Raw genomic sequence first — 26,222 nt, 5'->3', positions numbered from 1 at the left:
GCAGATTCGGGGCATGCGTACCTACCTGCCCCTGCTGCTCCTGACGGCCACCGTCTCCGCCCAGGCGACCACGGTCGACCTCGTCCACCCGACATCCGCCACGCATGTCACCACGCGTGACGCCACGCTCGATGCCACGCCACGCAAGGCGGCCGATGGCAGCGAGCTGGTGGCGGTGACGTTCAAGCCGTCCGCCGCGCCATCGCTGGTGATCGCGCCAGTGCAAGGCACGTGGGCATGGCAGCCGGATGGCACGCTGCGCCTGCGCGTACAGAACGGCATGCCCTGGCCGGTCACGCTCATCGTCGATATCGCCTCGGGCGAGAAGCACCTGAAGACGGTGGTCGGGCTGCCGCCGGGGCCACCGCAGACGCTGTCGGTAACACTGAAAGCCACCTCGCCGCGTGCGTTCGGCATGCAGGTGGGCCCGCCGATGCCGTTCGATGACGGCAAGGACAAACGACTGGTGGCCACGGCCGTGGATGGCGCGGTGGATGCCGGCGCCATCACCTCGGTGACCTTGTCCATGCCGCAACCGGGTGCTGCACAAACGCTGCTGTTCGGCACGTTGGACACGGTGGCGGGCGACAGTGACCTGCGCAAGGCGTACACCGGCATCGTCGATCGGTATGGGCAGTACACCCGCGCGACATGGCCGGAGAAGATCGACAGCGATGCAGCCTTGAAGGAGCGCGCGGCTCTACCGGCCGACGCGAAGGACGCCGCGGCGGCGTCGCCGGGTCTCGACCGTTTCGGTGGCCGCCTCGATCGGCCGGCACTCAAGGTCACCGGCTTCTTCCACACGCAGAAGCAGGGCGACCGCTGGTGGCTGGTGACGCCGGAGGGCCACGCGTTCTTCTCGCTGGGGGTGAATGCGGTGAACCTCACCGATGCCCGCACCTACGTGCAGGGCCGCGAATTCATGTTCCTCGATCCGGGCGTGTACCACGGCACGTTCAGCGGTGTGGCCGACAGCCGCAGCGACCAGGGCTCGCAGCGCGACAACGGCATGAACCACGGGCGCTGGTGGGACATCTATTCGCAGAACGTGTCGCGCAGCCTGGGCAACGACTTTGCCTCGGCGTGGCGCAAGCGCAGTGTCGATCGACTGCGCAGCTGGCGCTTCAACACCCTGGGCAACTGGAGCGACCCGGCCTTCGCCACCGACCACCGGATCGCCTACACGGTGCCGATCCTCATCAAGGGCGATTTCAACACGGTGAGCACGGGCTACGACTACTGGGGCCGGATGCCGGACCCGTTCGATCCGCGCTTCCTCAAGGCCACGCAAGCGGCCGTCGCCAACGCGAGCAAGGGCGTGACGGACGACCCGTGGTTGCTCGGTTACTTTGCCGACAACGAACTGGCCTGGGCCGGGCAGGGGCCGCAAGGGCGGTGGGCGCTGGCGGTGGGCTCGCTCGCCCAGGGGCCGGAAAGCCCGGCCAAGCAAGCCTTCCTCGCCTACCTGAAAAAAACTCACGGTGACGCCGCCAGCTTCGCCAAGGCGTGGGGCGTGAACGTCACCACCTGGGATCAGGTAGCCGCCAAGGGCTTCAAGGCGCCGGACCCGAGCGAAGCACATCCCGCCGTGGCCGCGGACAACATCGCCTTCCTGCGCCTGTTCGCCGATCAGTATTTCCGCACCGTCGCGCAGACGCTGAAGAAGGCGGATCCGCATCACCTGTTCCTCGGTGGCCGGCTTGCCGTCCGTACCCCGGAAGTGGAGCAGGCCAGCGCCGCCTACGCCGACGTCACCAGCATCAACACCTACACGGATGTGCCGGAGCACGGTTTCGACGTGGCGGCCTTTCGCAAGATGGACAAGCCCGTGATGATCACGGAGTTCCACTTCGGGTCGGCCGATCGCGGGCCGTTCGGCAACGGCGTGGCGGCCGTGGGAAGTGAGGAAGAGCGGGGCAAGGCCTACGCGCGCTTCGTGGACGCCGCCGTCGCGTCGGGTGTCATTGTGGGCACGCACTGGTTCCAGTACATCGACCAGCCGGTCACCGGCCGGGTGCTCGACGGGGAAAACGCGCACATCGGGCTGGTCGGCATTGCCGATATCCCTTTCAAGGACTTCACCCGGGCCGTTACCGACACCAATGCCCGGGTCGGCGGGGGCTCAGGCGGCGCGCGGTAGCGGCAGGTCGACCCGGCGCTGCCGGAGCAGGTCCCGGCCAAGAGCGAAGGCGATAGGCTCGGCCACGCCCACCAGGGCACTGACGGCCAGGTTCTGGTTGACGGCGTAGCTCATGGAAAACGCGATGCTGAAATGCGTCGCGGCGTACTTGATGGTGCGGGCCATGACGAAATCCTCAGATGGGAATGGATCTCATTATGGGGGTGCCGCGGGTGATGTCCAAGTGATCGTTTTGATGTTTTCGATAGCACGCGACTATCGATGCAGGGCCATGAATCCCACGATGCCGACTACCATCAGGATGGCCACGGTCATGCATGCGCTGGTCGGCTTGACCCGGCGCGCATCGACGCGCGGGACCAATCGCCAGATCAGGAATGCGCCGAGCAGCATGTCCAGCACCAGCCAGCCGCGGACCCAGGCCAACTCGAGCAGGGAGGCGTCCAGCGGTTGCCCATGCCGCGTCAGCAACAGCACCGCCCCGCCCACGCCCAGCGCGATCAGCAGCCAGACCAGCATGGCGAGATAGGTGCGGTTGAACACCACCGGGGTGCGTTCGAGCCAGCGCAGGGCCGACCAGCCGATCAGGGCCGGCACGACAGCGCCGACGCTGGCATAGAGCACCAGCCAGATGATGGCCGACAACAGGGTGAGGAGGGTCTGGGTCACGTGGGCGCCGGGATCAGTACGGTGTGCCGAAGCGGGACAGCGCCTTGCTCATCAGCCAGGCGGGCCCGATCAGCAGGTATTGCAGGTCGGTCAGGAAGGAGGGCCGCTTGCCCTCGATCCGGTGACCGATGAACTGGCCGACCCACGCGACCACGAAGACGACGATGGCCGACCACAACAGGTCGCTGCTGCCGATGCTGCGGTAGAGCGAATCGGTCACCAGGGCCAGGATGATGAAGGCACCCGCCATGGCGAGGCCGATCTTGCGCGACAGCCGGTAGAAGTAGAAACAGAAGGCCAGGAACATCGCCAGCACCGCCCACAGTCCCGGGCGCCCGAGCCAGCCCGGCACGGGCAGCAGCCAGAACAACGCCACCACGGACCAGGTAATGGCCGGCACGCAGATCCAGTGGATCAGCTGGTTGGTCTCGTTCTGGTGGTCACGGCCGTAGTTGCCGAACCAGCGTGCCGCGTCGCGCATGGAAACCCCCGGAAGCGTGGCGTCCCAGGCCGGGCATGGCGCTCCGGCCTGGGCGTGGAAGGCAAGCGTTGAGCCTGGGACGCTGCACGTCAACCTTGCGGTGCGGCAAGGCTCAGGTCAGGCGGATGCCGGCCAGCTTGTCCAGGGCCTCGGCGTACTTGGCGGCCGTGCCTTCGATGACGTCGGCAGGCACCCTTGGCGCGGGCGGCGTCTTGTTCCAGCCCAGGGCTTCGAGGTAGTCGCGCACGAACTGCTTGTCGTAGCTGGGCGGGCTGATGCCGCGCTGGTAGTTGTCCGCCGGCCAGAACCGCGAGGAGTCGGGGGTCAGCATCTCGTCCATCACGTGCAGCACCCCGTGCTCGTCCGTGCCGAACTCCAGCTTGGTGTCGGCGATGATCACCCCGCGCTCGGCAGCGTAGGCCGCGGCAAAGGCGTAGATCGCCAGGGTGGCCTCGCGTACGGCGTTGGCCAGGTCTTCGCCCACGGCATCGACCACGACGTCGAAGCTGACATTTTCGTCGTGGTCGCCCACGGCGGCCTTGGTCGACGGGGTGAAGATCGGTTCCGGCAGCTGCTGCGCCTGCTCCAGGCCTTCGGGGAGGCGGATGCCGCAGATCTCGCCGGTGGCCTGGTAGGCCTTCCAGCCGGACCCGATGATGTAGCCGCGGGCGATCGCCTCGACCGGCACGGGCTTCAGCCGCTTGGTGATGACGGCACGCTTCGCATAAAGCGTGGGGTCCACGCCGGCGGGGAGCACCGAGGCGACATCCTCGCCGGTGAGATGATTCGGAATGATGTGCCGGGTCTTCTCGAACCAGAAGTTCGAAATCTGGGTCAGCATTTCACCCTTGCCGGGGATCGGGTCCGGCAGCACCACGTCGAACGCCGACAGCCGGTCGGTCGCGACCATCAGCAGGCGGTTGCCGGGCAGGGCGTAGACGTCGCGCACCTTGCCGCGATGGATGAGCTCGAGGCCGGGCAGGTCGGATTGCGAGAGGGTGGTCGGCACGGCGAAAGCTCCGGAGGGGACGGTTCGAAGTCCGCCATTGTACGGCGGCCTTCGCGTATTTACCGGCGGCCCTGGCGTTCCGGGCGAGGGGTCTGAGCGATGGGCCCGGGCGTCCCTACCCATGAGACCGGCCAATGGGCCTCGGGGGTAGGAGCGCACGATGTGCGCGATCCGTCTACGTCACCTATGGCGAACGAAGCCACCCCCGCCATGGGCAAGGCGTTTCCAAGCGCCAAACGAAGCAACACCGACCCTCACAACCGGGTTCACGGAAGCGCCTGCCTGTGCCGACGCCCCGCTTCATTCGCAGCGTGGGGGCTGAGGGTTCGCGCACATCGTGCGCTCCTACCCGCAGGCGGACGTAGCTGAGGATTCGCGCACATCGTGCGCTCCTACCCGCAGGCGGACGTAGTCCGCCTGCTAGAATTCCCGGTTACTGCCCTTATTACCTTGCCATGCGATTCCTACTGCACGCGGCGCTTGTTCTGGCCGTTTCCGCCACTGCCCATGCCGCCACGCCGCCTGCCAAGCCGGCGCGACTGGGGCTGTGCGCGGCGTGCCATGGCGAGGACGGCATGGCGCGGATACCGGGTGCGCCGAACCTGGCGGGACAGAAGCTCGATTACCTGCGCGATGCGTTGCGCCAATACCGTGACGGCCGTCGCGACATCCCCGTGATGCGCGCGGCCACCGGCCCACTCACCGATGCGGAGCTTGACCAGCTGGCCCAGTGGTTTTCCGCACAGACCCCCTCCAGGGCCGCTCCATGAATTTTTCCGGCACTCTCATCGGCGCGGTCCTGGGCATGTGGGCTACCCACAACCTGCTCGGCGCGCTCATCGGCGGCGCGCTCGGCTTCATGTTCGACGCCAGTCGCCAGCAGCAGCGCCGACGCACGCCCGCGCAGGGCGGCTACATCGCGCCGCTGTTCGCGCTGATCGGCGCGGTGGCCAAGGCGGACGGGCACATCTCGCAGGCGGAGATCGCCATCGCCGAGCGGCTGATGGCCCGCATGAGCCTGGACCAGGAGCAGCGCCGTCAGGCCATCGATGCGTTCAACGAGGGCAAGCAGCCCGAATTCAACGCCACCGAGGTCATAGACGAGCTGCGCCAGTGGGTGGGCCACCGTCGCGACCACGCGTTCCCGGTGATCGACGTAGTCATCGAGACCGTGCTGGCCGAGGGCGGCAATCCGTCCACGGAGAAAATGGGCATCCTGCGCCAGTTGGCCTTCGCGTTGCGGGTCAGCGACATGGAGCTGATGGCGCTGATGGCGATGAAGGGCTATGCCTGGAACGCCACGGGCGGCGGCCGCGCCTACGGCAACCCCGGCGGTGGCGGCGGCGGTTACGTGCCGCCGCAGCGAAACACGGCCGGCCCCGATCCCTATGCCGTGCTGGGTATCCAGCGTGGTGCAGACGATCGCGCCATCAAGCGTGCCTACCGCAAGCTGATCTCGGAACACCACCCCGACCGTCTCGGCGACCTGCCCGACGACATGCGCCGCCGCGCGGAATCGCGGGCCAGCGAGATCAATGCGGCGTACGAGCGGATCAAGGCGGAGAAGGGCTTCAAGTAAGGCGTCGCGTGGCGTCCAAGACGCGGCCGGCGGGTGCGCAAAATGCATCCGGCGGTGCCCAAAACACATTCGGCGGTGCGTAGAACACATCCGGCGGTGCGTAGAACACATCCGGCGGTGCATGAACGCGTCCGGCCGCGCGTAGGAGCGCACGCATGTGCGCGACATGTGTTGAGGCCGGGACTGGGAGCTGGCGCGCCAGTTCGGTGGTTGTCGCGAAAAGATGTCGCGCACGTGCGCGCGCTCCTACCGGGCGGGTGTCGTGGCGGGCGGATGTCGTGGCGAGCGGTGGGGTTGTGTACGGCCCGGGTCGTGGCGGGGTCGTGTACGCCGCTTTTAGGGCCGCCGGGTTAAGCTGCCGGCCTCCGTCGACACGACCACGGTATTCGCCATGCCCAAGCAAGCCCCCGTCATCGCTCCGTCCATCCTCTCGGCCGATTTTGCCCGGTTGGGCGAGGACACCCGCAAGGTGCTCGATGCCGGCGCGCAGTGGGTGCACTTCGACGTGATGGACAACCATTACGTGCCCAACCTGACCATCGGGCCGATGGTGCTCAAGGCGTTGCGCGATTACGGCATCACCGAGCACATCGACGTGCACCTGATGGTCAAGCCGGTGGATCGCATCGTGCCGGACTTCGCCAAGGCCGGCGCGCGCAGCATCAGCTTCCACCCGGAGGCCAGCGAGCACGTCGATCGCACCATCCAGCTGATCCAGGGCGAGGGCTGCGAGGCCGGCCTGGTGTTCAACCCGGCTACGCCGCTGAACTGGCTGGACTACGTGCTGGACAAGATCGACATGGTGCTGATCATGTCGGTCAACCCGGGCTTCGGTGGGCAGAAGTTCATCCCCGGCGCGCTGGACAAGATCCGCCATGTGCGCGAGCGCATCGACGCCAGCGGCCGCAACATCCGCCTGGAAGTGGATGGCGGCGTCAACGCGGACAACATCGGCGCCATCGCCGCCGCGGGCGCGGACACTTTCGTGGCGGGCTCGGCCATCTTCACCGCGCCGGACTACGCCGACGTGATCCGCCGGATGCACGCTGCCATCGATGGCGGCTGAGCCCATTTTCACGACGCAATAGCAAACCCGGTAGTATGGTAATGGCAGGGTAAGGGTAGCCCCACACGAGGGGCTGCCTGAAAGGGATCGACTCGACCGCTCGGGAGACAGCTCATGCGCATGTTCCGTACGCTTTCGTTCGCCATACTCGCCACGTTTGCCATGGGCAGCGCGGTCGCCGACACCGTGGCCGAGCCGGCCGACCCGCGCGCCCTGTTGCGCAAGGTCAATGCCTACTGCCCCGGCGGCATCCAGCGCATCCTCCCCGGCGAGTACTACTTCTGTGCCGCGGCACGCGATTTTGGGTATGGCCATAACAGTCGTGCCCGCGAACGCCTGCGCGACGCGGCCTACTGGGCCAACAAGCCCGCCCAGTACGTGCTGGGCTTGATGTATTACAACGGCGACGAAGGCCCGGCCAACCGCCCGCTGGGCGTGGCCTGGCTGGCGCTGGCGTCTGAGCGCCACGACCCGCGTTTCGAGCCCGCGTTCGCCAAGGCCTACCTGGAGTTGTCGCCGGCGGAGAAGGCGCAGGCAGATGCCTACTGGGCCGACCTGCGCCCCAAGTACGCCGATGCGACTGCCGGCAACCGCGCGCATCGCATCTACCTCTCGGAGATGCGCAACCTCGAGGCCGCTGCCATGTTCGGCGGCTCGATTTTTCTCGACGGGCTCACCCCACCGAATTCGGACGCGGTCGGGATGTACAACAACGGTGACGGCTCACGCGTCGGCGGCGGCGCGCACGGCTTCTCGATGGAAAGGCTGATTGCCAGGACGGGCGAGGACTATTTTCGCGGCCTCAACGGCAGCGTGACCGTCGGCGATCCGCAGATGGTGCAGCTGGGCAGCGTCATGACCAAGCCGACCACGCGGGCCGAGTGACGCCCACATAAAAATCTCCCCTGGCCGTCTGGACAGGGGAGCGAAGGAAGCTCCGGCAGGAGCATTCGGGGGAAACGGTCAGTGCAGGCCGAACAACACACCCAGCACGAGGGCGCCCAGCGCCAGGGCCACGCGTAGCGGCTCGAAGTCGCGCTCGAGTTCGGTGTTGTCCGCGTCGGGTTTGGTCGTCATCGTCGTATCTCCATCGGCGCCACAAGCGCGCCGTCATGCCTAGTTGAATGCCGCGCGCGGCGGACGGAGCGTCCGACAAGGGGCAATCCGCGGATGGTTTATGGCAAACCGAAGGCAAAGGGTTCGTGCACGGCGCTCAAGGGCCGGGGATAGGGCGAAACGCGGGCAATCGACGGGCGGCCCTTGCGCCGGCGGGCCCCCCATAGCACCCTGCGCACGCCGATCCTCCCTACGGAATACCCATGGCCCGCAGCATCGCCATCGTCGAAGACGAACCCCTCATCCGCGCCAACTACGTCGAGGCGCTGAACCGCTTCGGCTATGAAACGCGGGGCTACGGCTCGCGTCGCGATGCCTCCACCGCCTTCGCCATGCGCCTGCCCGAGCTGGTCATCATCGATATCGGCCTGGGCGACGAGCCGGAAGGTGGGTTCGACCTGTGCCGCGAACTACGGGCCAAGTCGGCCACGCTGCCGATCATCTTCCTGACCGCGCGCGATTCGGATTTCGACGTGATCTCCGGCCTGCGCCTGGGCGCCGACGATTACCTGTCCAAGGACACCAGCCTGCACCAGCTGGCCGCACGCATCGCCGCGCTGTTCCGGCGGATCGAGTCGCTGAAGACGCCCGCGGCCAGCGAGACGGTGATCGAGCACGGGCCGCTGAAGCTCGAATCCGAGCGCATGCGCGTGCTGTGGAACGGCATCGAGATTCCGCTGACCGTCACCGAGTTCTGGATGGTGCACACGCTGGTGCGTTTTCCCGGCCACGTGAAGAACCGTGACCAGCTGATGCGCGAAGCCGAGCTGGTGGTGGACGATGCCACCATCACCTCGCACATCAAGCGCATCCGCAAGAAGTTCATCGCGCTGGCGCCGGATTTCGACGCCATCGAGACCGTGCACGGCGTGGGCTACCGCTGGACGCCGTGACGCCCCGCGCATGAGCCTGCGCCAGAAGCTGCTGCTGGTCGCCCTGTGCACGCTGGCCCTGCCGGTGGCGGGGTGGCTGTACGTGCGCCAGATGGAAACGCTGCTGCGCGAAGGCCAGGCGCAGGCCCTGGTGGCCTCCGCGCGCGCCATGGCCCGCAGCCTGGTGGTGGTCGACGCGCCGCTGCCGCCCGCGGGGCCGGCCTGGTACGTGCAGCGCACCAGTGTGCCGATCACGGTCGACGGTTACGCCGACGACTGGGCCTCGCTCAGCCCGTGGGCGCAGACGCTGGGCAAGGCCACGCGCGTGATGCTGGCCGAAGACGACCGCTGGATGTATTTCTACGTGGACGTGCGCGCCCCGCAGCGCCGCCGTGCGGATGCCGCAGACCGTCTCGCGCTCAATGCCGATCACCTGATCGTCTCCATCGCCAGCGGCGACGACACCCAGCGCTACCTCATGGCCAGTGCCGCGCCGGGTGCGACGACGGCCATCGCCCTGGATGCGGATGCCGGCGTCTTGCCCGACCGCATCAATGCGCAGTGGCAGGAAGACGGCAGCGGTTTCCGGGTGGAGTTCAAGCTGCCGCGCGGCCTGCGCCTGGACCGCTTCGGGCTCGGCGTCCACATCGCCGCCGACGGCGACAGCGAGCCGCTGACCGCCGACAACCGCCCGCTGCTGGATTTCTCCACGTCGCTGTCGCAGGAAGTGTCGCGGCTGGCGCCCGATGGCGTGCGCGTCCGCATCCTGTCGCCCGATGCCTGGCTGGTGGCGCAGAGCGGCAAGCTGTCGTTGCCGGACCTGCCCGCCGGCGATCGTCCCGGCTGGTTTGCGTCGCTGGTGTATCGATCGTTGCTGGCGACGCGGATGGACAGCGACAGTGCGTGGGCGGAAGACGCGCCCCGGGTGGATCTGCCCGAGGTGCGCGAGGCGATGCGGGGCAAGACCGCCACGGCATGGCGTGCGGGCGAGGCACGCGGCAGCGTGGTGCTGGCCGCCGCGATGCCGTTGCAGATGCGCGGCCGCAGCCACGGCGTGGTGTTGCTGGAGCAGCCCAGCCGCTCGGTGCCGCTGTTGGCCAACCGCGCGCTGTTCGGCCTTCTGCTGACCAGCTTCGCCGTGCTGCTGGTGGCCGGCGGCGTGCTGCTGCTGTTCGCCACGCGGCTCACCTTCCGCCTGCGTCGCCTGCGTAACGCGGCCGAACGGGCACAAGCCAATGACGGCCGTCTGGATGGCCCGTTCCCGCTGACCGACGCCACCGACGAACTGGGCGACCTGGCGCGCAGTTTCGAGCGCCTGTTCGAGGTGGTCGGCGGCTACACGGATTACCTGCGCACGCTGGCGTCCAAGCTGTCGCACGAACTCAACACACCGCTGGCGATCGTCAAGTCGTCGCTGGACAACCTGGATCACGCCGGCCTGCCGCCGGAAGCTGCGCCCTACCTCGCCCGTGCGCGCGATGGCGTGGCACGCCTGGGCCAGCTGGTCCGCGCGATGAGCGAAGCCAGCCGCATGGAGCGCGCCATCGCGTCGGCGGAGGCGGAAGACGTCGACCTGGCGGCTGTCGTGCGCGGCTGCGCCGAAGGCTATCGCGCCCTGGCCGGCGAGCGCCGCCTCGACGCCGATATGCCGGCCACGCCCGTGTTCATGCACTGCTCGCCGGAACTCATCGCGCAGGCGCTCGACAAGCTGTTCGACAACGCGCTGTCGTTCACCGCGCCGGATGGCTGGTTGCGCATCGCCCTACGCGCCACGCCCGATGGCGCCGACATCGAACTGGCCAACCAGGGCCCGCCGTTACCCGCAGCGATGCAGGGCCGCCTGTTCGACTCGCTGGTCAGCCTGCGCGACAAGGCCACCCCCGGCGATGCACCGCACCTGGGTCTGGGGCTGTACGTGGTGAGGCTGGTCGCCGAACGTCACCAGGGCAGCGCCAGCGCGCGCAACCTCGACGACGGCGTGGCCTTCACCCTCCACCTCCGCGGCCTCCCCCGCCAACGCCTGGGGTAACCACCCCGACGCGAACGTCTCCCACACCGCGCCGTTGTAGGAGCTCACGATGTGAGCGATCACCCGCCGTTGTAGGAGCTCACGATGTGAGCGATCACCGCATCGTATTTGCGTCGCGGTGATGAAGAGCATCGCCCACATCGTGGGCTCCTACCGGGGGGTGGGAGGGTGGTCGCAGCCCCATCCCCGTCACGTTGGGCCTACAATCGCGGGTCATCCCAAGGTCACCGCTGACGACCCATGATCTCCCGCGAACAATTCGACGCCTACGCCGCCGAGGGCTTTACCCGCATCCCGTTGGTACGGGAGGTGTTTTCCGACCTCGATACACCGCTGTCGGTATACCTCAAGCTGGCGGATGGCCCGTACACCTTCCTCTTCGAATCGGTGGAAGGCGGGGCGACCTGGGGTCGTCACTCGATGATCGGGCTGCCGGCGCGGCGGGTGTATCGCCTGCGTGGGCACGAGCTGGAAGTGGAGGAAAGTGGCGAGGTGATCGAGCGGCGCCACCTGGACGATCCGCTGGCCGAGATCGAGGTGCTGCGCAAGCAGTACGAGGTGCCGAAGCTGCCGGGGCTGCCCGACTTCACCGGCGGCCTGGTCGGCTACTTCGGCTTCGAGACCATCGGTTACATCGAGGAACGGCTGGCGCAGTGGGACAAGAAGGACGAGCTGGGCACGCCCGACGTCCTGCTGATGCTGGCGGACGAGATCGCGGTGTTCGACAACCTCAAGGGCCGCCTGTACCTCATCGTGCACGCGGACCCGTCCAAGCCGCAGGCCTACGCGGAAGCCATGCGGCGACTGGATGCCCTGACGTTCCGCCTGCGCCAGGGCGGCGTGTCGTATCCGCAGCTGCTGCAGCCGGCCGCGCTGGATGAATCCGACTTCAAGTCGTCGTTCACCCGCGAGGAATACGAGGCCATGGTGCGCAAGGCGCAGGAATACATCCTGGCCGGCGACATCTTCCAGGTGGTGCCGTCGCAGCGCCTGAGCGTCGGTTTCAACGCCCGTCCGGTGGACGTGTACCGCGCGCTGCGCGCCACCAACCCGTCGCCCTACATGTTCTTCATCGACATGGGCCCCACCCAGATCGTCGGCTCGTCGCCGGAGATCCTGGTGCGCCTGAAGAACGGCCGCGTGGTGCTGCGTCCCATCGCCGGCACGCGTCGCCGCGGCAAGGACGAGGCGGAGGACATGGCACTGGAAACCGAACTGCTGGCCGACCCCAAGGAACGCGCCGAGCACCTGATGCTGATCGACCTGGGCCGCAACGACGTGGGCCGGGTCAGCCAGACGGGCACGGTGGAGCTGGCCGAATCCTTCGTGGTGGAGCGCTATTCGCACGTGATGCACATCGTCTCCCAGGTGGAAGGCGACATCCGTGGCGACCTTTCCTACATGGATGTGATCAAGGCGACCTTCCCGGCGGGCACGGTCAGCGGCGCACCGAAGGTCCGCGCGCTGGAGATCATCCAGGAGCTGGAGCCGTTCAAGCGCAACATCTACGCGGGCGCCATCGGCTGGCTCGGTTGGTGGGGCGATGCCGACACGGCCATCGCGATCCGCACCGCCGTGATCCAGGATGGCCGCCTGCACGTGCAGGCGGGCGGCGGCGTGGTCTACGACTCCGACCCGGCGGCCGAGTGGGAAGAGACGATGAACAAGGGCAGGGCGCTATTTCGTGCGGTGGCGCAGGCCGCCAAGGGGCTGTAATGTCCACCTCGTCCCGCTTGCAACCGGTTGCGCCGGAAACGGCACCTACGTCCGGCGCATCCGCCCCCACGGAACGAGAGAGCCCCATGATCAACCCACGCACGCTTATCGCTGCCGGCAGCCTGGCCTTCATTGCTGCCGCTACTGCCACGCCGTCCCTGGCCCGCGAGCCCTTCTGCGACGACATCGCGTCGCGCACGGAAGCGCTGGCGCTGATCGAGACGCTCAACGCCGACCTGCTCAGCCATCCCAGCGCCACGCTGACGCTGGAGCGCTGGTGCGGCGACCACCAGCTGGCCGCCGTGCCGACCATCGTCGCGCGCCGGGTCAAGGGTCAGGACAAGCCGCTGCCCGACGACGCACGGCAGACGCTGGGCATCGGCCCCGACGAGCCGGTGCGCTACCGCCACGTGCAGCTGGTTTGCGGCGAGCGCGTGCTGTCCGAGGCGGATAACTGGTACGTGCCGTCGCGGCTGACGCCGGAGATGAACCAGATCCTGGACACCACCGACCAGCCGTTCGGCAAGGTGGTGCAGGCGCTGAACTTCCGTCGCCAGACCACCAGCGCCGACCTGCTCTGGGCGCCGCTGCCCAAGGGCTGGGAGATGGACGCGCCGCTGCCGCCGCCGAAGTTCGGCCCGCTGGACATCCCGCACGACGTGCTGCAGCACCACGCGGTGCTGTTCACCGGCACCAACCAGCCCTTCAGCCTGCTGGTCGAGACCTACACCTCCGAGGTGCTGGCCTTCGGGCGTCGTCGCTGAGCCCTCAAAGGGCCTGGTCCAGCGCCTGGTAGAAACGCTCCGGCGCCTCGAGCATGGGCGCATGGCCCAGCCCGTCGAGCGGGATCAATCGGGCGCCGGGGATTTTCGCGGCGGCTTCCCTGCCCAGGGTGGGGTAGTCGCCGAGCGTGGCGGCGATGGCCGGCGGGGTGCCGTCCTTGCCGATCACCGTGCGATCGGCCTGGCCGATGATGAGCACGGTAGGCACGCGGATCAGCGGGAACTCGTAGATCACCGGCTGCGTGTAGATCATCTCGTAGGTGAGCGCACCCGCCCACGATGACGTCTCGCGTCCGTCGCCTTCGTACTGGCCCGCCTGCATCAGCACCCAGCGGTCGTACGCCGGCTTCCACGTGCCGTCGTAGTAGCTTTTCATCTGGTACGCCTTGATGCTGGCGTAGGACGTTTTCAGCTCGCCCGCATACCACTGGTCCACACTGCGCCAGGGCACGCCCTTGGCGCGCCAGTCTTCCAGGCCCAGCGGGTCGACCAGCACCAGTTTCTCCACGCCTTCCGGATACATCAGCGCGTAGCGTGCGCCGATCATGCCGCCCATCGAGTGGGCGATCACCGTGGCCTTGTCCACGCCCAGACTGGCGAGCAACGCATGCGTGTTGGCGGCCAGCTGGTGGATGCCGTAGGGGTATTCGCGCGGCTTGGACGATTTGCAGAAGCCGATCTGGTCGGGGATGACCACGCGGTAGCCGCGGTCGCGCAGGTGCTCGGCGGTGGCCACCCAGTACGGGCCGCAGAAATTCTTGCCGTGCAGCAGCACCGCGGTGTGGCCGTTCGGATGGGCGGGCGTGAGGTCCATGTACGCCATCTCGAACGCGCGGCCTTCGCTGCGTACGGTGAACATCGTGACCGGATAGGGGTAGGGCGCGCGCTCCAGGCGTGCGCCCAGCGCCTCGACGCGCGGGGTGTCGTCCGCAAACGCGGGCAGGGCGGGAAGCAGTAGAGAGAGGGCAAGAAACACGCGACGCATCGCCATACTCCGACAAGGGATATCGGCCATCGTAGGACACCCCGGTGTGAAGGCCGGTGGCATACTCGTTCGCCTGAGTCCTACAGGGAGTGCCCCCTCATGTCCGAGATCGATCCACCGCTGCGCGAGTATGCCAAGCCACCGCTGACGCGCGGTGTGGACCCGCAGCGCATGAACTGGCTATGGCAACTCATCGTGCAGGCCACGGATCTGGATCCGGTCGACGTGCGCAAGGCGCTCAATGCGATGGGTGTCGGTGCCACCGACAAGCGCGTGGCCAGCTGGCAGGTCGGCGACCGCGATGCAGATTATTTCCCGCTGACCATCGCGGAGCTGGAGCGCAACCTCCGCGCCATGGTCGCGTGGAAGAAGGCCAGGAACGACGCACCCGTCGCCCCGGCCAGCGATCAGGCGTAGCGCTCGGACAGGAACCGGAAGAACGCGCGAAGCCCCTGGGCTTCGCCGCCGCGCGGATGCGCCGGTCGGTCGGCGTCGTTCCACGAGTAGGTGTCCAGGTGCATCCAGTTCTGGTTTTCCGGCACGAACCGCTCCAGGTACAGCGCTGCGGTAATCGCGCCTGCGTGCCGCGACGCGCCGGAGTTGGCGAAGTCGGCCACGTGCGATTCCAGCATGCGCCGGTACGGCCGCCACAAGGGCAGGCGCCACAGCGGATCGGCGGACACCTCGGCCGCACCGATAACGTGGTCGGCCAGTGCATCGCGGTTGGTGAACAGCGCCGGCACCTCGGGCCCCAGCGCGACGCGCGCGGCGCCGGTCAGCGTGGCGAAATCCACGATCAGGTCAGGCGTCTGCTCCACCGCGAACGCGAGGGCATCGCACAGCACCAGCCGGCCTTCGGCATCGGTGTTGTCCACTTCGACGGTCAGGCCCGCACGCGTGCGAATGATGTCGCCGGGGCGCATGGCGCTGCCGCTGATCGCATTCTCCACGGCCGGCACCAGCAAGGTCAGCCGCACGGGCAGCTTGGCCTTCATGACCAGGCTCGCCAGCGCGATCGCGTGCGCGGCGCCGCCCATGTCCTTCTTCATCCAGCGCATGCCGTCGGACGGCTTGATGTCCAGGCCGCCGGTGTCGAAGCACACCCCCTTGCCGATAATGACCAGCCGGGGGTTGGTGTTCTTGCCCCAGGTCAGCTCGATCAGGCGCGGCGCGCGATGGCTGGCGCGGCCCACGGCATGGATGGTGGGGAAGTTGGCGGCCAGCAGGTCGTCGCCGATCCACTCGCGCACCTTGGCCTTGTGCGGGGCGGCCAGCGCGTGGATGGCTTCGGCCAGCTGCTCGGGGCCCATGTCCTCGGCTGGCGTATTGACCAGGTCGCGCACCTGGTAGGTCGCATCGATGATCGGCTGCAACGCGCGCGACGTGGCCGTGTCCACCACCAGCTGCGCCGGCGCCCGGCCGCGCGCGCGATAGCGCTCGAAGCGATACGCGCCCAGGGCCCAGCCCAGCGCCACCAGGTCGGTATCGGTCGCCACGCTTTCCTTGGCGATCTCGTAGTTGCCTTCCGGCAGACGGTAGGGCAACGCACCCAGTGCCATCAGCGGTTCGGAGGCGTCCACACCCACCAGCACGCGCTCGATCGCACCGTGGGCGTCAGGTAGCAGGAGTACCGAGCCGGGGCTGGGGCGGAAGCTGGTCGAGGTCATCCACTGTCGGTGCGCCGCGGTAAGCCGCGCTTCCAGCGCAGGCGCGCTGGAAGCATCGATCATCTCGATCGGGATAGAGCGGCGCTTGCCGGGCTTGGTATCGATCAGTGACGACATCAGGGCTCCCGTGCCCCGCGGTGTGACACCGCGTATGGGAAGGTGGTGAACGGTATGACAGCTATTCTAGCTGTCAGCGGCCGTCGACGCTTCTATCCAGTCGGCAAGGGATGTCATGTCAGTGAATTCCAGGTCCGGTGCAGGCCCATGCGACCACACCGCGCCGTCGCGATTGAGCCACACGGTACGCATGCCGGCCTCGCGCGCGCCCACCACGTCCAGCAACGGATCGTCACCGACGTGAAGGACCTCGTGCGGGGGCAGGCCCAGCGCCTCGGCCGCGGCCAGGAAGATGCGCGGATCGGGCTTGGCCACGCCCACGCCCGAGGCGCTCAGGCGGGTGTGGAACAGGTGGTGGAGGCCGATGACTTCCAGGTCGGCGTTGCCGTTGGAGATCGACACGAGCGGCACGCGCTCGACGATCCGCTCCAGCGCGGCCAGGGAATCGGGGTAAAGCTCGACGTTGTTGCGGGCGGCGAAATAGATGCGCCAGGTCTCGTCGACCGGGGCGTCATCGATGCCGCAGGCGGCGAACGCGTGGCGGATGGTCAACCGGCGCTGTTCGCTGAAATCGTGGGAGAGGTGCGTGTTCTCGCGGGCGATCTGCTCGCGAAGCTCGCGCATGGCCTCCAGGGGCCATGCGCGGGCGACTTCGGGATGGTGCTGTTGCAGCCACCGGTCCACGCAGTGCTCGGCCTCGATCAGGGCCGGCAGTACCGGCCACAGGGTGTCGTCGAGGTCGAGGGAGACGGCGCGGACAAGCACGACTTAGCGGGCGCCGACCTTCAGCACCTGGCCCGGATGGACATTGTTGTCCTTCAGGCCGTTCATGGCGCGGAGCTTGTCGACCTCGACGTCGTTCTTCTTGGCGATCGAGTACAGCGTGTCACCGGCCGAAACCTTGTAGGTGCGCGAGGCGGCGGCCGACTTCTTCTCGGACTTCGCCTCTGCCTTCTCAGCCTTTTCCGCCTTGGCGGCCGGTGCCTTGGCCTTGGGGGCCTCGGCTACCTTGGGCGTTTCGACGCGCGTCGACTTCTCGGTGGCGTCCACCGGGGCCGCCGGCTTGGCGACCGGCTTGCCCTTCACGGTGACGGCATCGGCCGTGACCTTGGCGAACTTGCCACCGACCTTCGCGTTGTCGGACACCGTGACCGCTTCCGAACGCACACCGGAGAAGCCCATGTGTGCCGACGTGCTGACGCTGGCGGCGACATGCGCGAACTGCGACGGCTCGGCCGTGGTGGCGACAGAGGCCTTGGTCTCCTTCGCGACCTTGGCACCCTTGCCAGCCTTGCCGGTGACCTGCGCCTTGGCGACAGCGGTTTCCTTCGCGGCCTCGGCGGCCGGCGTAGCGGCGGCCACGGTCGGCGTCGTCATCGCCTGGCCCACGTTCGCACGGGTGCCCACGGTGGAAGCGATCTTCGCGCGACGGGCAGCATCGCCGGAAGCCAGCGACGCGCCATCGGCGTAGGGCACCAGGCTATGCGAGCGCAGCAGCGAGCTGCCGGCGCCGGAGGTGACGAACGCGATGAAGTCCTTGACGTCCGCGGCCTTCGGGCCGGTGTCGTTGGAGACCAGGTAGAGCTCGGTGTACAGCGGGTAGGCACCGCTGCTGACCGTCGACATGGACGGCGCGACGCCGTCGATGGAGAGGATCTTCACCTTCTTGTTGGACGACGCACCCGCGAGGGTGGTGGCGCCCAGTCCCTGCTTGTCGAGGGTGACGCCCTCTTCCAGCTTGGCCACGTTGACGTACAGGCGCGGCGCCGCCACCGGCTGGTTGCCGCGGCCGAACAGCAGCTTGCGCAGGCTGTATTCCACGCCGTCGCCCGGGCTGGCCACCGCGTAGAGGTTGATCGGCTGGTCGTTGCCGCCGAGTTCCTTCCAGTTGGTGATCTTGCCCATGTAGATCTCATGCAGCTGCATGAGCGTGATGTTGCTGACCGGGTTGGACGGGTAGGTGACCATGACCAGCGCGTCCCACGCCACCGGCGTGAAGGTCAGCGACTGCTCGGCAGCGCCCACGGCGGGGCGGGCGGAGCCGGCGATGTCGGCCGAGCCCTTGGCCACGGCGTCGATGCCGGAGGCCGTGTTGAAGGGCTGTAGCTCGATCTTGCCCTTGCCGGATTTCTCCCAGGCCTTGGCCACATCGGTGACCACACCGCGGGCAGTGGTGATGTCACCCCGCCAGATCAGTGAGGTGCCGGCGGCGAGAACGGTAGCGGAGGCACTGAGGCCGATCAGCGTGGCGGTGAACAGTCGCGCAAGACGAAGAGACATGGACGGCAAGAACCTCGGGACGGAAGCGGGGTTGGCAATGGGGCGCCATTGTGGGCCAAGGCGGGCGCGCGCGCACCATTGGCGTCGTTCAGCATCGTGCCCACCCCAACCGGAACGTAGCCTGTCGGGATGGGCCTGCCTGCAAACGGTATCAAAGCATCGCGTAATAGACGGCCTCGCCGCGCACCACGGTCAGCAGCAACTGCCTTCCGGCCAGGGCACTACCGACGGGCAGCCCCTTCACCGAGGCCACCTTGCGCTGACCGATGCCGATCACGATGTCGCCGTCGCGCAGCCCCGCGCGGTCGGCCGCGGAGCCGCGCTTGATCCCGCTCAAGGCCACGCCGAACAGGCCGGCGGCACGCTGCTCCGGGCTGAGGTCGCTCAGCACCACGCCCGCCAGTCGCCCGTCCACCTTGCCGCCATCCAGCGTCGCCAGCCTTGGTGCCTCGATGGTGGCCTGCACATCGCGGGCCGCGCCCTCGCGCTTCACCGACAGCGTGACCTTCGCGCCCAGCGGCAGCAGGCCCTCGGCGTTGCGCACGTCCTGCGAGCTGCGCACGGGCTTGCCGTCCACGGCGGTCAGCACGTCGCCCGTCTGCAAGCCCGCGCCCTCGGCGGGGGAGCCGGTGTCGACCCGGGTCACCACTGCGCCTGATGTGTCCTTCAGGCCCAGCGCCTGGGCGATGCGCGGCGTGATGTCCTGCACCTCCACGCCCAGGTTGCCGCGACGCACCTTGCCGTAGGCCAACAACTGCTTCATGACGCCGGTGGCGAGGTCGGTCGGGATGGCGAAGCCGATGCCGACGTTGCCGCCCGAGGGGGTGAAGATCATCGAGTTGATGCCGACCAGCTCGCCGCGCAGGTTGACCAGCGCACCGCCGGAGTTGCCGGGGTTGATCGAGGCATCGGTCTGGATGAAGTTCTGGAAGCCCTTGCCCAGGCCCGAACGACCCAGCGCGGAGACCATGCCCGAGGTGGCCGTCTGGCCCAGCCCGAACGGATCGCCCACGGCCACCACGAAGTCGCCCACGCGCAACTGCGAGGAATCCGCGATGGGCAGCGCCTGCAGTTTGTCCGCGGGAATCTGCAGCAGCGCCACGTCGGTGTCCGGATCGCTGCCGACCAGCTTCGCCTTCAGGTCGCGCCCATCCTGCAGGGTGACCGTGATGTCGTCCGCGCCGCCCACCACATGGTGGTTGGTCAGCACGTAGCCCTTGGCCGCATCCACCACCACGCCCGAGCCCAGGCTCTGCTCCACGCGCTCGCGCGGCGCGCCCTGGTTGCCGAACAGCTGGCGGAACAGCGGATCGTCGAAGTAGGGATCGCGCGCCCGCACGCGTGTCTTGGTGGAAATGTTGACCACCGCAGGTGTCACCTTCGACAGCATCGGTGCGAGCGAGGGTAGGGGCTCGCCATTGATGGCGGGTGGCAGGCTGGCAAACGCGGGCGTGGCGAGGGCCATCGCCAGGGCGGCACCGAGGACCAGATTCGGCATCCGCCGGGGGATAGATAACGGCATGGGTGAACTCCTTGGCTGTGTGCGCCAGGCACATCGATCGCCGCTTTCGACCACAGTCGCGTCGCCGGGTTTCAAACGGTGAGATGCCTGTCTTCGACACTTTACATCGACCCACGGCGGCGGTAAGGTTCCCACCGGTCGTAACCACAACATCTTGTGTTCTGCTGTTCGCTATTTACCAAGCACTGGTGTTGCGGATCGTCAGGTACCAGCGACAAACCTGCGTCCGCCAAGGCATTTCCGCCTGGCGGGCAGGGCGAGCGAGGATGGTCGGCAGCACTCGGGGGAGGGCTGTCGATGCGTGGGGCCGACTCAGCCCAACCCACACGGCCTACAGAAGCCGAGACACGAGGACGACACATACATGAGCACTGCACGTGCGCAAGCCATGGGGCTTGAGACCGCGGCCATCCCGCTTCAGCCCGCCTCGTACGACATCTGGGACAAGAAATACCGCCTGAAGGCGAAGTCCGGCGTGCCCGTGGACGAGTCCGTCGACGGCACCTACCAGCGCGTCGCCCGCGCCCTGTCCGAAGTGGAAGCCACCGACGAGCTGCGCGCGCACTGGTACGAGCGTTTCCTCTGGGCGCTGCGCCGCGGGGCGATCCCCGCCGGCCGCATCACGTCCAACGCCGGCGCGCTGGCGCACAAGCCGGCCACCTCCACGATCAACTGCACCGTGTCCGGCACCATCCTCGACTCGATGGACGACATCCTGGAGAAGGTGCACGAGGCCGGCCTGACGCTGAAGGCCGGTTGCGGCATCGGCTATGAATTCTCGACGCTGCGCCCGCGCGGCGCCTACGTGTCCGGTGCCGGCGCCCACACGTCGGGCCCGCTGTCGTTCATGGATATCTACGACAAGATGTGCTTCACCGTCTCGTCGGCCGGCGGTCGTCGCGGTGCGCAGATGGGCACCTTCGACATCAGCCACCCGGACGCCAAGGAGTTCATCCGCGCCAAGCGCGAAGACGGACGCCTGCGTCAGTTCAACCTGTCGCTGCTGATCACCGACGGCTTCATGGACGCGGTGGAGAACGACCAGGACTGGCCGACCGTGTTCCCGGTGCACGTGAAGGAAAAGCACGAGATCGACCTGGACGATGCGTCCAAGGTGGTCTGGCGCGAGTGGCCCACGAAGGAGAACTACGTCACCCGCGAGGATGGCCTGGTCGCCTGCAAGATCTACGGCCACATCCGCGCGCGGCACCTGTGGGACATGATCATGGTGTCGACGTACGACTACGCCGAGCCGGGTTTCATCCTGATCGACCGCGTCAACGAGATGAACAACAACTGGTGGTGCGAGCACATCCGCGCCACCAACCCCTGCGGCGAGCAGCCGCTGCCGCCGTACGGCTCGTGCCTGCTGGGCTCGGTCAACCTCACCACCTTCGTGCGCGACCCGTTCGGCCCCAAGGCCCGGTTCGACTGGGAGGAGTACCGCGAGGTGGTCCGCGTGTTCACCCGCATGCTCGACAACGTGGTGGAGATCAACGGCCTGCCGCTGGCGCAGCAACGTGAGGAGATCATCTCCAAGCGTCGCCACGGCATGGGCTTCCTCGGCCTGGGCTCCACGCTGACCATGCTGAAGATGCGCTACGGCACCGCCGACGCGGTCTCGTTCACCGACGAGGTGTCGCGCGAGATGGCCGTGGCCGGCTGGGAAGTGGGCCTGGAGCTGGCGAAGGAAAAGGGCCCGGCCCCGATCCTGATGCGCGAGTACGCCGTGACCGCCGAGATGCTGCGCAAGCGCCCGGAGATGGTCGCCGACGGCTGGACCGTGGGCCAGTCGATCAAGGGCAGCGTGCTGCACGCCAGGTACTCCCGCTACATGCAGCGCGTGGCCTCCGTGGCTCCGGAGCTGGTGGCTGCCCTGGCCGAGACCGGGGCGCGCTTCACCCACCACTCGTCCATCGCCCCCACCGGCACCATCAGCCTGAGCCTGGCCAACAATGCCTCCAACGGCATCGAACCCAGCTTTGCGCACCATTACTCGCGCAACGTGATCCGCGAGGGCAAGAAGTCCAAGGAAAAGGTCGAGGTGTTCAGCTACGAGCTGCTCGCCTACCGCGCCCTCATCAACGGCGATGCCCTGCCGTTCTCCGACGACCCGAAGACCCGCCTGCCGGATTACTTCGTGTCGGCCGACGACATCAGCCCCAAGGAGCATGTCGATATCCAGGCGGCCTCGCAGAAGTGGATCGACTCCTCCATCTCCAAGACCGCCAATGTCCCCACGGATTATCCGTACGAGGACTTCAAGGACATCTATTTCTACGCCTATAAGCAGGGTTTGAAGGGGTGCACCACCTTCCGTTTCAACCCCGCCGCGTTCCAGGGCGTGCTGGTCAAGGAAGCGGACCTCGAGAACACCCTCTATCGCTTCGAATTGGAAGACGGTAGCGTTGTCGAACTGAAGGGTAACGACGAGGTTGAGTACGACGGTGAAATGCACACCGCCGCGAACCTTTTCGATGCCTTGAAGGAAGGCTATTACGGTAAGTTCTGACCCCGCGGAGAGGGAATACGTATGTCGAGTGAAAACCAGATCGTCGAGGGTGAATTGCCCTCAGACGACACCATCGATACCGACAGCACGCCGGCAGCGGAGACGGAAGTCGCCGCTGACGTTGCGCCTGCTGCACCGGCTGTCGCCAAGAAAGTCGTCAAGCGCAAGCCGGTCGCCAAGAAGGTGATCGACGTGACGGCGGCCACCCCGGCCAGCGACACGGCCGAGCACGACCACCACGCGCTCGACGAAGACGATGCGACCGATTCGGTCGATTCGTCGCCCGTCGTGGCCGCGAAGAAGCCGCGCAAGCCGGCGGTGCGCAAGCCGAAGGCTGCCGCTGTCGAAGCCCCGGTCGAGGCGGAAGCCCCGGCGAAGAAGGCGACGCGCAAGGCTCCGGCCAAGAAGGCCGTGGCCAAGAAAGCCGTGGCGAAGAAGGCTGCTGCCAAGAAGACCGCGGTCAAGAAGGCGCCGGCCAAGAAAGCCGCTGCCAAGAAGACCGCCGTGAAGAAGGCGACCGCCAAGAAGGCCGTGAAGAAGGCAGCGGTGAAGAAGGTTGCCGCCAAGAAGGCTGCCGTGAAGAAGGCACCGGCCAAGAAGACGGCTGCCAAGAAGACGACCGCGCGCAAGGCGACCACCTCGACCGGTCGCAAGACCGCGGCGAAGACCACGGGTCGTACGGCCAAGTCGGCTGCGTCGAAGAAGACGGGGCGTGTCGCCAAGTCGGCGGCCGCTTCGAAGAAGACGGGTCGCGTGGCGAAGTCGGCCGCGTCGAAGAAGACCACGGGTCGGGTGGCCAAGTCGGCCGCTTCGAAGAAGACCGGTCGCGTGACCAAGTCGGCGGCGTCGAAGACCACCGGTCGTTCGACCAAGTCGGCGGCTGCCAAGAAGACGGGCCGTACGGCCAAGTCGGCTGCGGTCAAGAAGACGGGTCGTGTCGCCAAGTCGGCCGTCACCGGCCGCAAGACCGCCACCAAGTCGGCCGGTCGCGTCGCCAAGAAGGCCACCACCGGTCGCAAGACGACCGCGAAGAAGGCCAGCGCTCGGGTCGTCAAGGCTGACGCAGGCGCGCGTAAGGCGTTCAAGAAGGCAGCCGCAAGCGTCGCTCGCAGGAGCGGTGCCCGTCCGGCCACGAAGAAGACGGCTCCCAAAGCCGCCGGCAAGACGACCGCCCGCAAGGCGGTTGGCAAGAAAGCGGCTAGCGCCGTGAAGAGGTCCACTGCCAGCAAGACCGGCCGTACGTCGGCGCGCAAGTCCGCCGTCCGTGGTCGTCGCAAGTAAGTAGTACCCATCCGGCCCGGCATCCATGCCGGGCCGGATAACCTGACAGAGAAGAGATCATGGCGTTCAAGATCGACAAGAAGATCAAGGGCTACAACGTCGTCAAGCCCGAGGACAAGGCCACCCAGGCCCCCGCCGCCGCGCCCGTGAAAGAGGCTGCGCCGGTTGCCGAAGTGATCCAGATGCACGAAAGCCTGGAGCGTCCGGAAACCCTGGTCGGCAACACGTACAAGATCAAGTCGCCGCTCTTCGAGCACGCGCTGTACGTGACCGTCAACGATATCGTCCTGAACGCCGGTACCCCGCACGAACAGCGCCGCCCCTTCGAGCTATTCATCAACTCGAAGAACATGGACCACTTCCAGTGGATCGTGGCGCTGACCCGAATCCTGTCCGCCGTCTTCCGCAAGGGTGGCGACGTGACGTTTATCGTCGAAGAGCTCAAGGCCGTCTTCGACCCGCGCGGCGGCTACTTCAAGGCCGGCGGCGTGTACATGCCCAGCATCGTGGCCGAGATCGGCGGCGTGGTGGAGCAGCACATGAAGTCGATCGGCCTGATCCACGACCCGGAGATGAGCGACGCGACCCGCCAGCTGATCGCGGAGAAGCGCGCCGCTTACGAGAAGGCCAACGCGCCCAAGCCCGTTGCCGCCGTCACTCCGGCCGTGGGATCCGACGATGTCGGGGATAACCAGGGTGCCGCTGCTGCGCATACCAATGCCTCTGGCTTCCCGGCTGGCGCGACGCTTTGTGCCAAGTGCAATACGCAGGCGCTGGTGCTGATGGATGGGTGCCAGACTTGTTTGAATTGTGGGTATTCGAAGTGCGGGTGAGCTATGAGGCACAGCGTAAACAATGGGGAGTCATCGCTAACCCTTTGTTGCTAAGCTTTATCGTGATCCGCCGTTATTTGGCTGTGGTCAGCCTAAGTCAGTATGTTTCGATCGGGACGAAATGATCGAGACCTATGTTTAAATGTCGCGATGGTGTCCTCGCTGAAAAGCTTAAGCGTGATTTTCTACATGGCACCCGTTCAATCGGCTAGCTGCATTAGTACACCGTGAGGTGAAGCGGCTGGCATTCGTATCGATATCGCTGAAAATCTGTCATAGAGGGTCGGCCGCTCGTGCGGCTCGCTTGGCGACTTCTTTGCGAGAGCCCGGATGCGGCGCATGCTCCCCAACTAGATGTAGATACTTTGCGTGAACAGGACGAACTCGCGCAGCTTTTGGCGGTGAACCTGGCATGGTGTGTAGCAGCGTCGGCTTGCCCGCGGATCGCGCCCCAAAGAATTGTTTTCTAATCTGACGGGCCAAAATTTCCGCTAGTAGTGAGGGAACGGCATTTCCGATCATTCTCTGAGACTCAGTTCGACCAGAAGCGAATTTGAGCCCATCTGGAAATGTCTGAATTCTGCACAGCTCGGAAATGGTGAGCCTTCGGTTGTCCCAATGAAATGGACCGATTGCAGACCCGGGCTGCGCTTGGATCGTCCAGGATGGAAGCGTCTTTGACAGTTTCAGCAAGAAACTCCAGTACCTTGTCCTCCAGCCAAACAACGGGATTCCGCCACCCCTCGGCGTGTGCCAGAGATAATTCTGCCCCTCGGGGATTGAAGGGAGAAGATCCCCCCACTTTCCAGCGACCGTCAGGCCGTCCATGGAAGGCGGGGCATCGAGATCGCCGATTGCATCCCACGCTGTAGTACAAGGAAGAAGATCATCCGCAATCAAGCTATCATCGGTTGGATGAGGCCTCCGATGGGTAGGAAGTGGGAAATCAAACATTCGTCCGTCGCGCGCCGCAACGATGAAGACGCGCTCTCGCGACTGAGGAACCCCAAAATCAGCGGCATTTAGGATCTTCCATACTGGACGATAATTTGTGCCCTGGGTGCGATTTATCTGTGCGAGACCCCTCAGGATTAATTGGAGTCCCTCGTCCTTACCCTTGTAAGTTAACCCTGACACGTTTTCGAGTAGCAAGACACGTGGCTTCAGATCATGTACGACGCGGAGATATGCGGTGAGCGTGTCGGCGCGCGGATCGTCCAGACGCAATGTGTCACCATTCGCCCAGTACGAGGACTTCGAAAATGGCTGACAAGGCGGTCCTCCGAAAAGCATGTCGACTTCGTCAAGGCCTCCAGCTTCAAGTATTGCTCCTGAAGAGACTCGGTGGATATCATCCTCGATGACGGCCCACTTCTTATTGAGCCTCATCGTCTTACAGGCTGTCGGATCGAACTCAAGAGCGGTCGTTGTGCGAAAGCCCGCTGCCTCGAAACCAAAATCGAGGCCGCCAATGCCCGAAAACAAACTTACTGATCTAAGCATTCGAGTTAACTTCGCTGTCGTAGGACTTTGCACTGATCATGTTACACAACCAAAAGTGTATTG

The 26,222-nt window shown here is 66.4% G+C and carries 23 protein-coding genes; 13 read left to right on the top strand and 10 right to left on the bottom strand.

Features of this window, described 5'->3' with window-relative positions; translation table 11 throughout:
• The first annotated feature begins 13 nt into the window (after nt 1–13).
• Complete coding sequence (locus tag ACVKN3_RS14450) at nt 14–2,140, top strand: beta-agarase (RefSeq protein ID WP_354514912.1); 2,127 nt, start codon at nt 14–16, stop codon at nt 2,138–2,140.
• Here ACVKN3_RS14450 and ACVKN3_RS14445 read toward each other — a convergent pair.
• From ACVKN3_RS14445 to ACVKN3_RS14430, 4 genes are all read right to left on the bottom strand, one after another.
• Nucleotides 2,123–2,305: a DUF2061 domain-containing protein gene (locus ACVKN3_RS14445; RefSeq protein ID WP_036139620.1), complete on the bottom strand. Its 183-nt coding sequence runs from the start codon at nt 2,303–2,305 to the stop codon at nt 2,123–2,125. The two genes, ACVKN3_RS14450 and ACVKN3_RS14445, sit on opposite strands and share 18 nt — an antisense overlap.
• Nucleotides 2,306–2,395: 90 nt before the next feature.
• Nucleotides 2,396–2,809, bottom strand: coding sequence for a hypothetical protein (locus ACVKN3_RS14440; protein WP_036139622.1), 414 nt, complete (start codon nt 2,807–2,809; stop codon nt 2,396–2,398).
• 13 nt (nt 2,810–2,822) lie between these two features.
• Nucleotides 2,823–3,290, bottom strand: coding sequence for an Mpo1 family 2-hydroxy fatty acid dioxygenase (locus tag ACVKN3_RS14435; protein WP_354514910.1), 468 nt, complete (start codon nt 3,288–3,290; stop codon nt 2,823–2,825).
• 112 nt (nt 3,291–3,402) lie between these two features.
• Nucleotides 3,403–4,299, bottom strand: a complete 897-nt coding sequence (locus ACVKN3_RS14430) for a phosphoribosylaminoimidazolesuccinocarboxamide synthase (RefSeq protein ID WP_354514908.1) — start codon at nt 4,297–4,299, stop codon at nt 3,403–3,405.
• A 455-nt stretch (nt 4,300–4,754) separates the two neighbouring features.
• Here ACVKN3_RS14430 and ACVKN3_RS14425 point away from each other — a divergent pair, with 455 nt between their 5' ends.
• The 8 genes from ACVKN3_RS14425 (at nt 4,755) to ACVKN3_RS14390 (ending at nt 13,441) form a co-directional block, all read left to right on the top strand.
• Entirely contained in the window at nt 4,755–5,069 is a 315-nt protein-coding gene (locus ACVKN3_RS14425; protein WP_354514906.1) for a c-type cytochrome, read from the top strand.
• Entirely contained in the window at nt 5,066–5,878 is an 813-nt protein-coding gene (gene djlA, locus ACVKN3_RS14420) for a co-chaperone DjlA (RefSeq protein WP_036139630.1), read from the top strand. The genes ACVKN3_RS14425 and djlA overlap by 4 nt, the downstream gene beginning before the upstream one ends.
• A gap of 391 nt (nt 5,879–6,269) precedes the next feature.
• A complete protein-coding gene (gene rpe, locus ACVKN3_RS14415) occupies nt 6,270–6,944 on the top strand; it encodes a ribulose-phosphate 3-epimerase (RefSeq protein ID WP_036139632.1) in 675 nt (224 codons plus the stop codon).
• Nucleotides 6,945–7,058: 114 nt separating this feature from the next.
• A complete protein-coding gene (locus tag ACVKN3_RS14410; RefSeq protein WP_354514904.1) occupies nt 7,059–7,829 on the top strand; it encodes an SEL1-like repeat protein in 771 nt (256 codons plus the stop codon).
• Nucleotides 7,830–8,263: 434 nt separating this feature from the next.
• A complete protein-coding gene (gene pdsR, locus ACVKN3_RS14405) occupies nt 8,264–8,953 on the top strand; it encodes a proteobacterial dedicated sortase system response regulator (RefSeq protein WP_285406821.1) in 690 nt (229 codons plus the stop codon).
• Nucleotides 8,954–8,963: 10 nt separating this feature from the next.
• Entirely contained in the window at nt 8,964–10,961 is a 1,998-nt protein-coding gene (locus ACVKN3_RS14400; RefSeq protein ID WP_354514902.1) for an ATP-binding protein, read from the top strand.
• Nucleotides 10,962–11,201: 240 nt separating this feature from the next.
• A complete protein-coding gene (gene trpE, locus ACVKN3_RS14395) occupies nt 11,202–12,677 on the top strand; it encodes an anthranilate synthase component I (RefSeq protein WP_285406817.1) in 1,476 nt (491 codons plus the stop codon).
• A gap of 86 nt (nt 12,678–12,763) precedes the next feature.
• Nucleotides 12,764–13,441, top strand: coding sequence for a hypothetical protein (locus ACVKN3_RS14390; protein ID WP_354514899.1), 678 nt, complete (start codon nt 12,764–12,766; stop codon nt 13,439–13,441).
• 4 nt (nt 13,442–13,445) lie between these two features.
• Here ACVKN3_RS14390 and ACVKN3_RS14385 read toward each other — a convergent pair whose 3' ends face one another.
• Nucleotides 13,446–14,444, bottom strand: coding sequence for an alpha/beta fold hydrolase (locus ACVKN3_RS14385; RefSeq protein WP_354514897.1), 999 nt, complete (start codon nt 14,442–14,444; stop codon nt 13,446–13,448).
• A gap of 99 nt (nt 14,445–14,543) precedes the next feature.
• Here ACVKN3_RS14385 and ACVKN3_RS14380 point away from each other — a divergent pair, with 99 nt between their 5' ends.
• Complete coding sequence (locus tag ACVKN3_RS14380; RefSeq protein WP_354514895.1) at nt 14,544–14,861, top strand: hypothetical protein; 318 nt, start codon at nt 14,544–14,546, stop codon at nt 14,859–14,861.
• Here ACVKN3_RS14380 and ACVKN3_RS14375 read toward each other — a convergent pair.
• From ACVKN3_RS14375 to ACVKN3_RS14360, 4 genes are all read right to left on the bottom strand, one after another.
• Nucleotides 14,852–16,228 (bottom strand): leucyl aminopeptidase family protein, encoded by a 1,377-nt coding sequence (locus ACVKN3_RS14375; protein WP_285406809.1) that lies wholly within the window; start codon nt 16,226–16,228, stop codon nt 14,852–14,854. The genes ACVKN3_RS14380 and ACVKN3_RS14375 overlap by 10 nt on opposite strands.
• A 66-nt stretch (nt 16,229–16,294) precedes the next feature.
• Nucleotides 16,295–16,993 carry an HAD family hydrolase gene (locus tag ACVKN3_RS14370; protein WP_354514892.1) on the bottom strand — a complete coding sequence of 233 codons (699 nt, stop codon included), beginning with the start codon at nt 16,991–16,993 and terminating at the stop codon, nt 16,295–16,297.
• Nucleotides 16,994–16,996: 3 nt separating this feature from the next.
• A complete protein-coding gene (locus tag ACVKN3_RS14365; protein WP_354514890.1) occupies nt 16,997–18,508 on the bottom strand; it encodes a LysM peptidoglycan-binding domain-containing protein in 1,512 nt (503 codons plus the stop codon).
• A 151-nt stretch (nt 18,509–18,659) separates the two neighbouring features.
• Complete coding sequence (locus tag ACVKN3_RS14360; protein WP_456991972.1) at nt 18,660–20,030, bottom strand: Do family serine endopeptidase; 1,371 nt, start codon at nt 20,028–20,030, stop codon at nt 18,660–18,662.
• Between the two features lie 364 nt (nt 20,031–20,394).
• Here ACVKN3_RS14360 and ACVKN3_RS14355 point away from each other — a divergent pair, with 364 nt between their 5' ends.
• The 3 genes from ACVKN3_RS14355 to ACVKN3_RS14345 are packed head-to-tail and all read left to right on the top strand — an operon-like array spanning nt 20,395 to nt 24,656.
• Nucleotides 20,395–22,542, top strand: coding sequence for an adenosylcobalamin-dependent ribonucleoside-diphosphate reductase (locus ACVKN3_RS14355; RefSeq protein ID WP_285406799.1), 2,148 nt, complete (start codon nt 20,395–20,397; stop codon nt 22,540–22,542).
• 21 nt (nt 22,543–22,563) lie between these two features.
• Nucleotides 22,564–23,823, top strand: coding sequence for a hypothetical protein (locus tag ACVKN3_RS14350; RefSeq protein ID WP_354514888.1), 1,260 nt, complete (start codon nt 22,564–22,566; stop codon nt 23,821–23,823).
• Nucleotides 23,824–23,882: 59 nt separating this feature from the next.
• Nucleotides 23,883–24,656 carry a TSCPD domain-containing protein gene (locus ACVKN3_RS14345; RefSeq protein ID WP_354514886.1) on the top strand — a complete coding sequence of 258 codons (774 nt, stop codon included), beginning with the start codon at nt 23,883–23,885 and terminating at the stop codon, nt 24,654–24,656.
• Nucleotides 24,657–24,929: 273 nt separating this feature from the next.
• Here the strand turns inward: ACVKN3_RS14345 and ACVKN3_RS14340 are convergent, their stop codons facing one another.
• Nucleotides 24,930–26,159 carry a DNA cytosine methyltransferase gene (locus ACVKN3_RS14340; protein WP_354514884.1) on the bottom strand — a complete coding sequence of 410 codons (1,230 nt, stop codon included), beginning with the start codon at nt 26,157–26,159 and terminating at the stop codon, nt 24,930–24,932.
• Nucleotides 26,160–26,222: the final 63 nt, after the last annotated feature.

This window comes from Luteibacter sp. PvP120 (genome assembly GCF_054055715.1).
The sequence above is the reverse complement of the archived record's forward strand: the minus strand, read 5'-3'. Positions and strand labels throughout refer to the sequence as shown.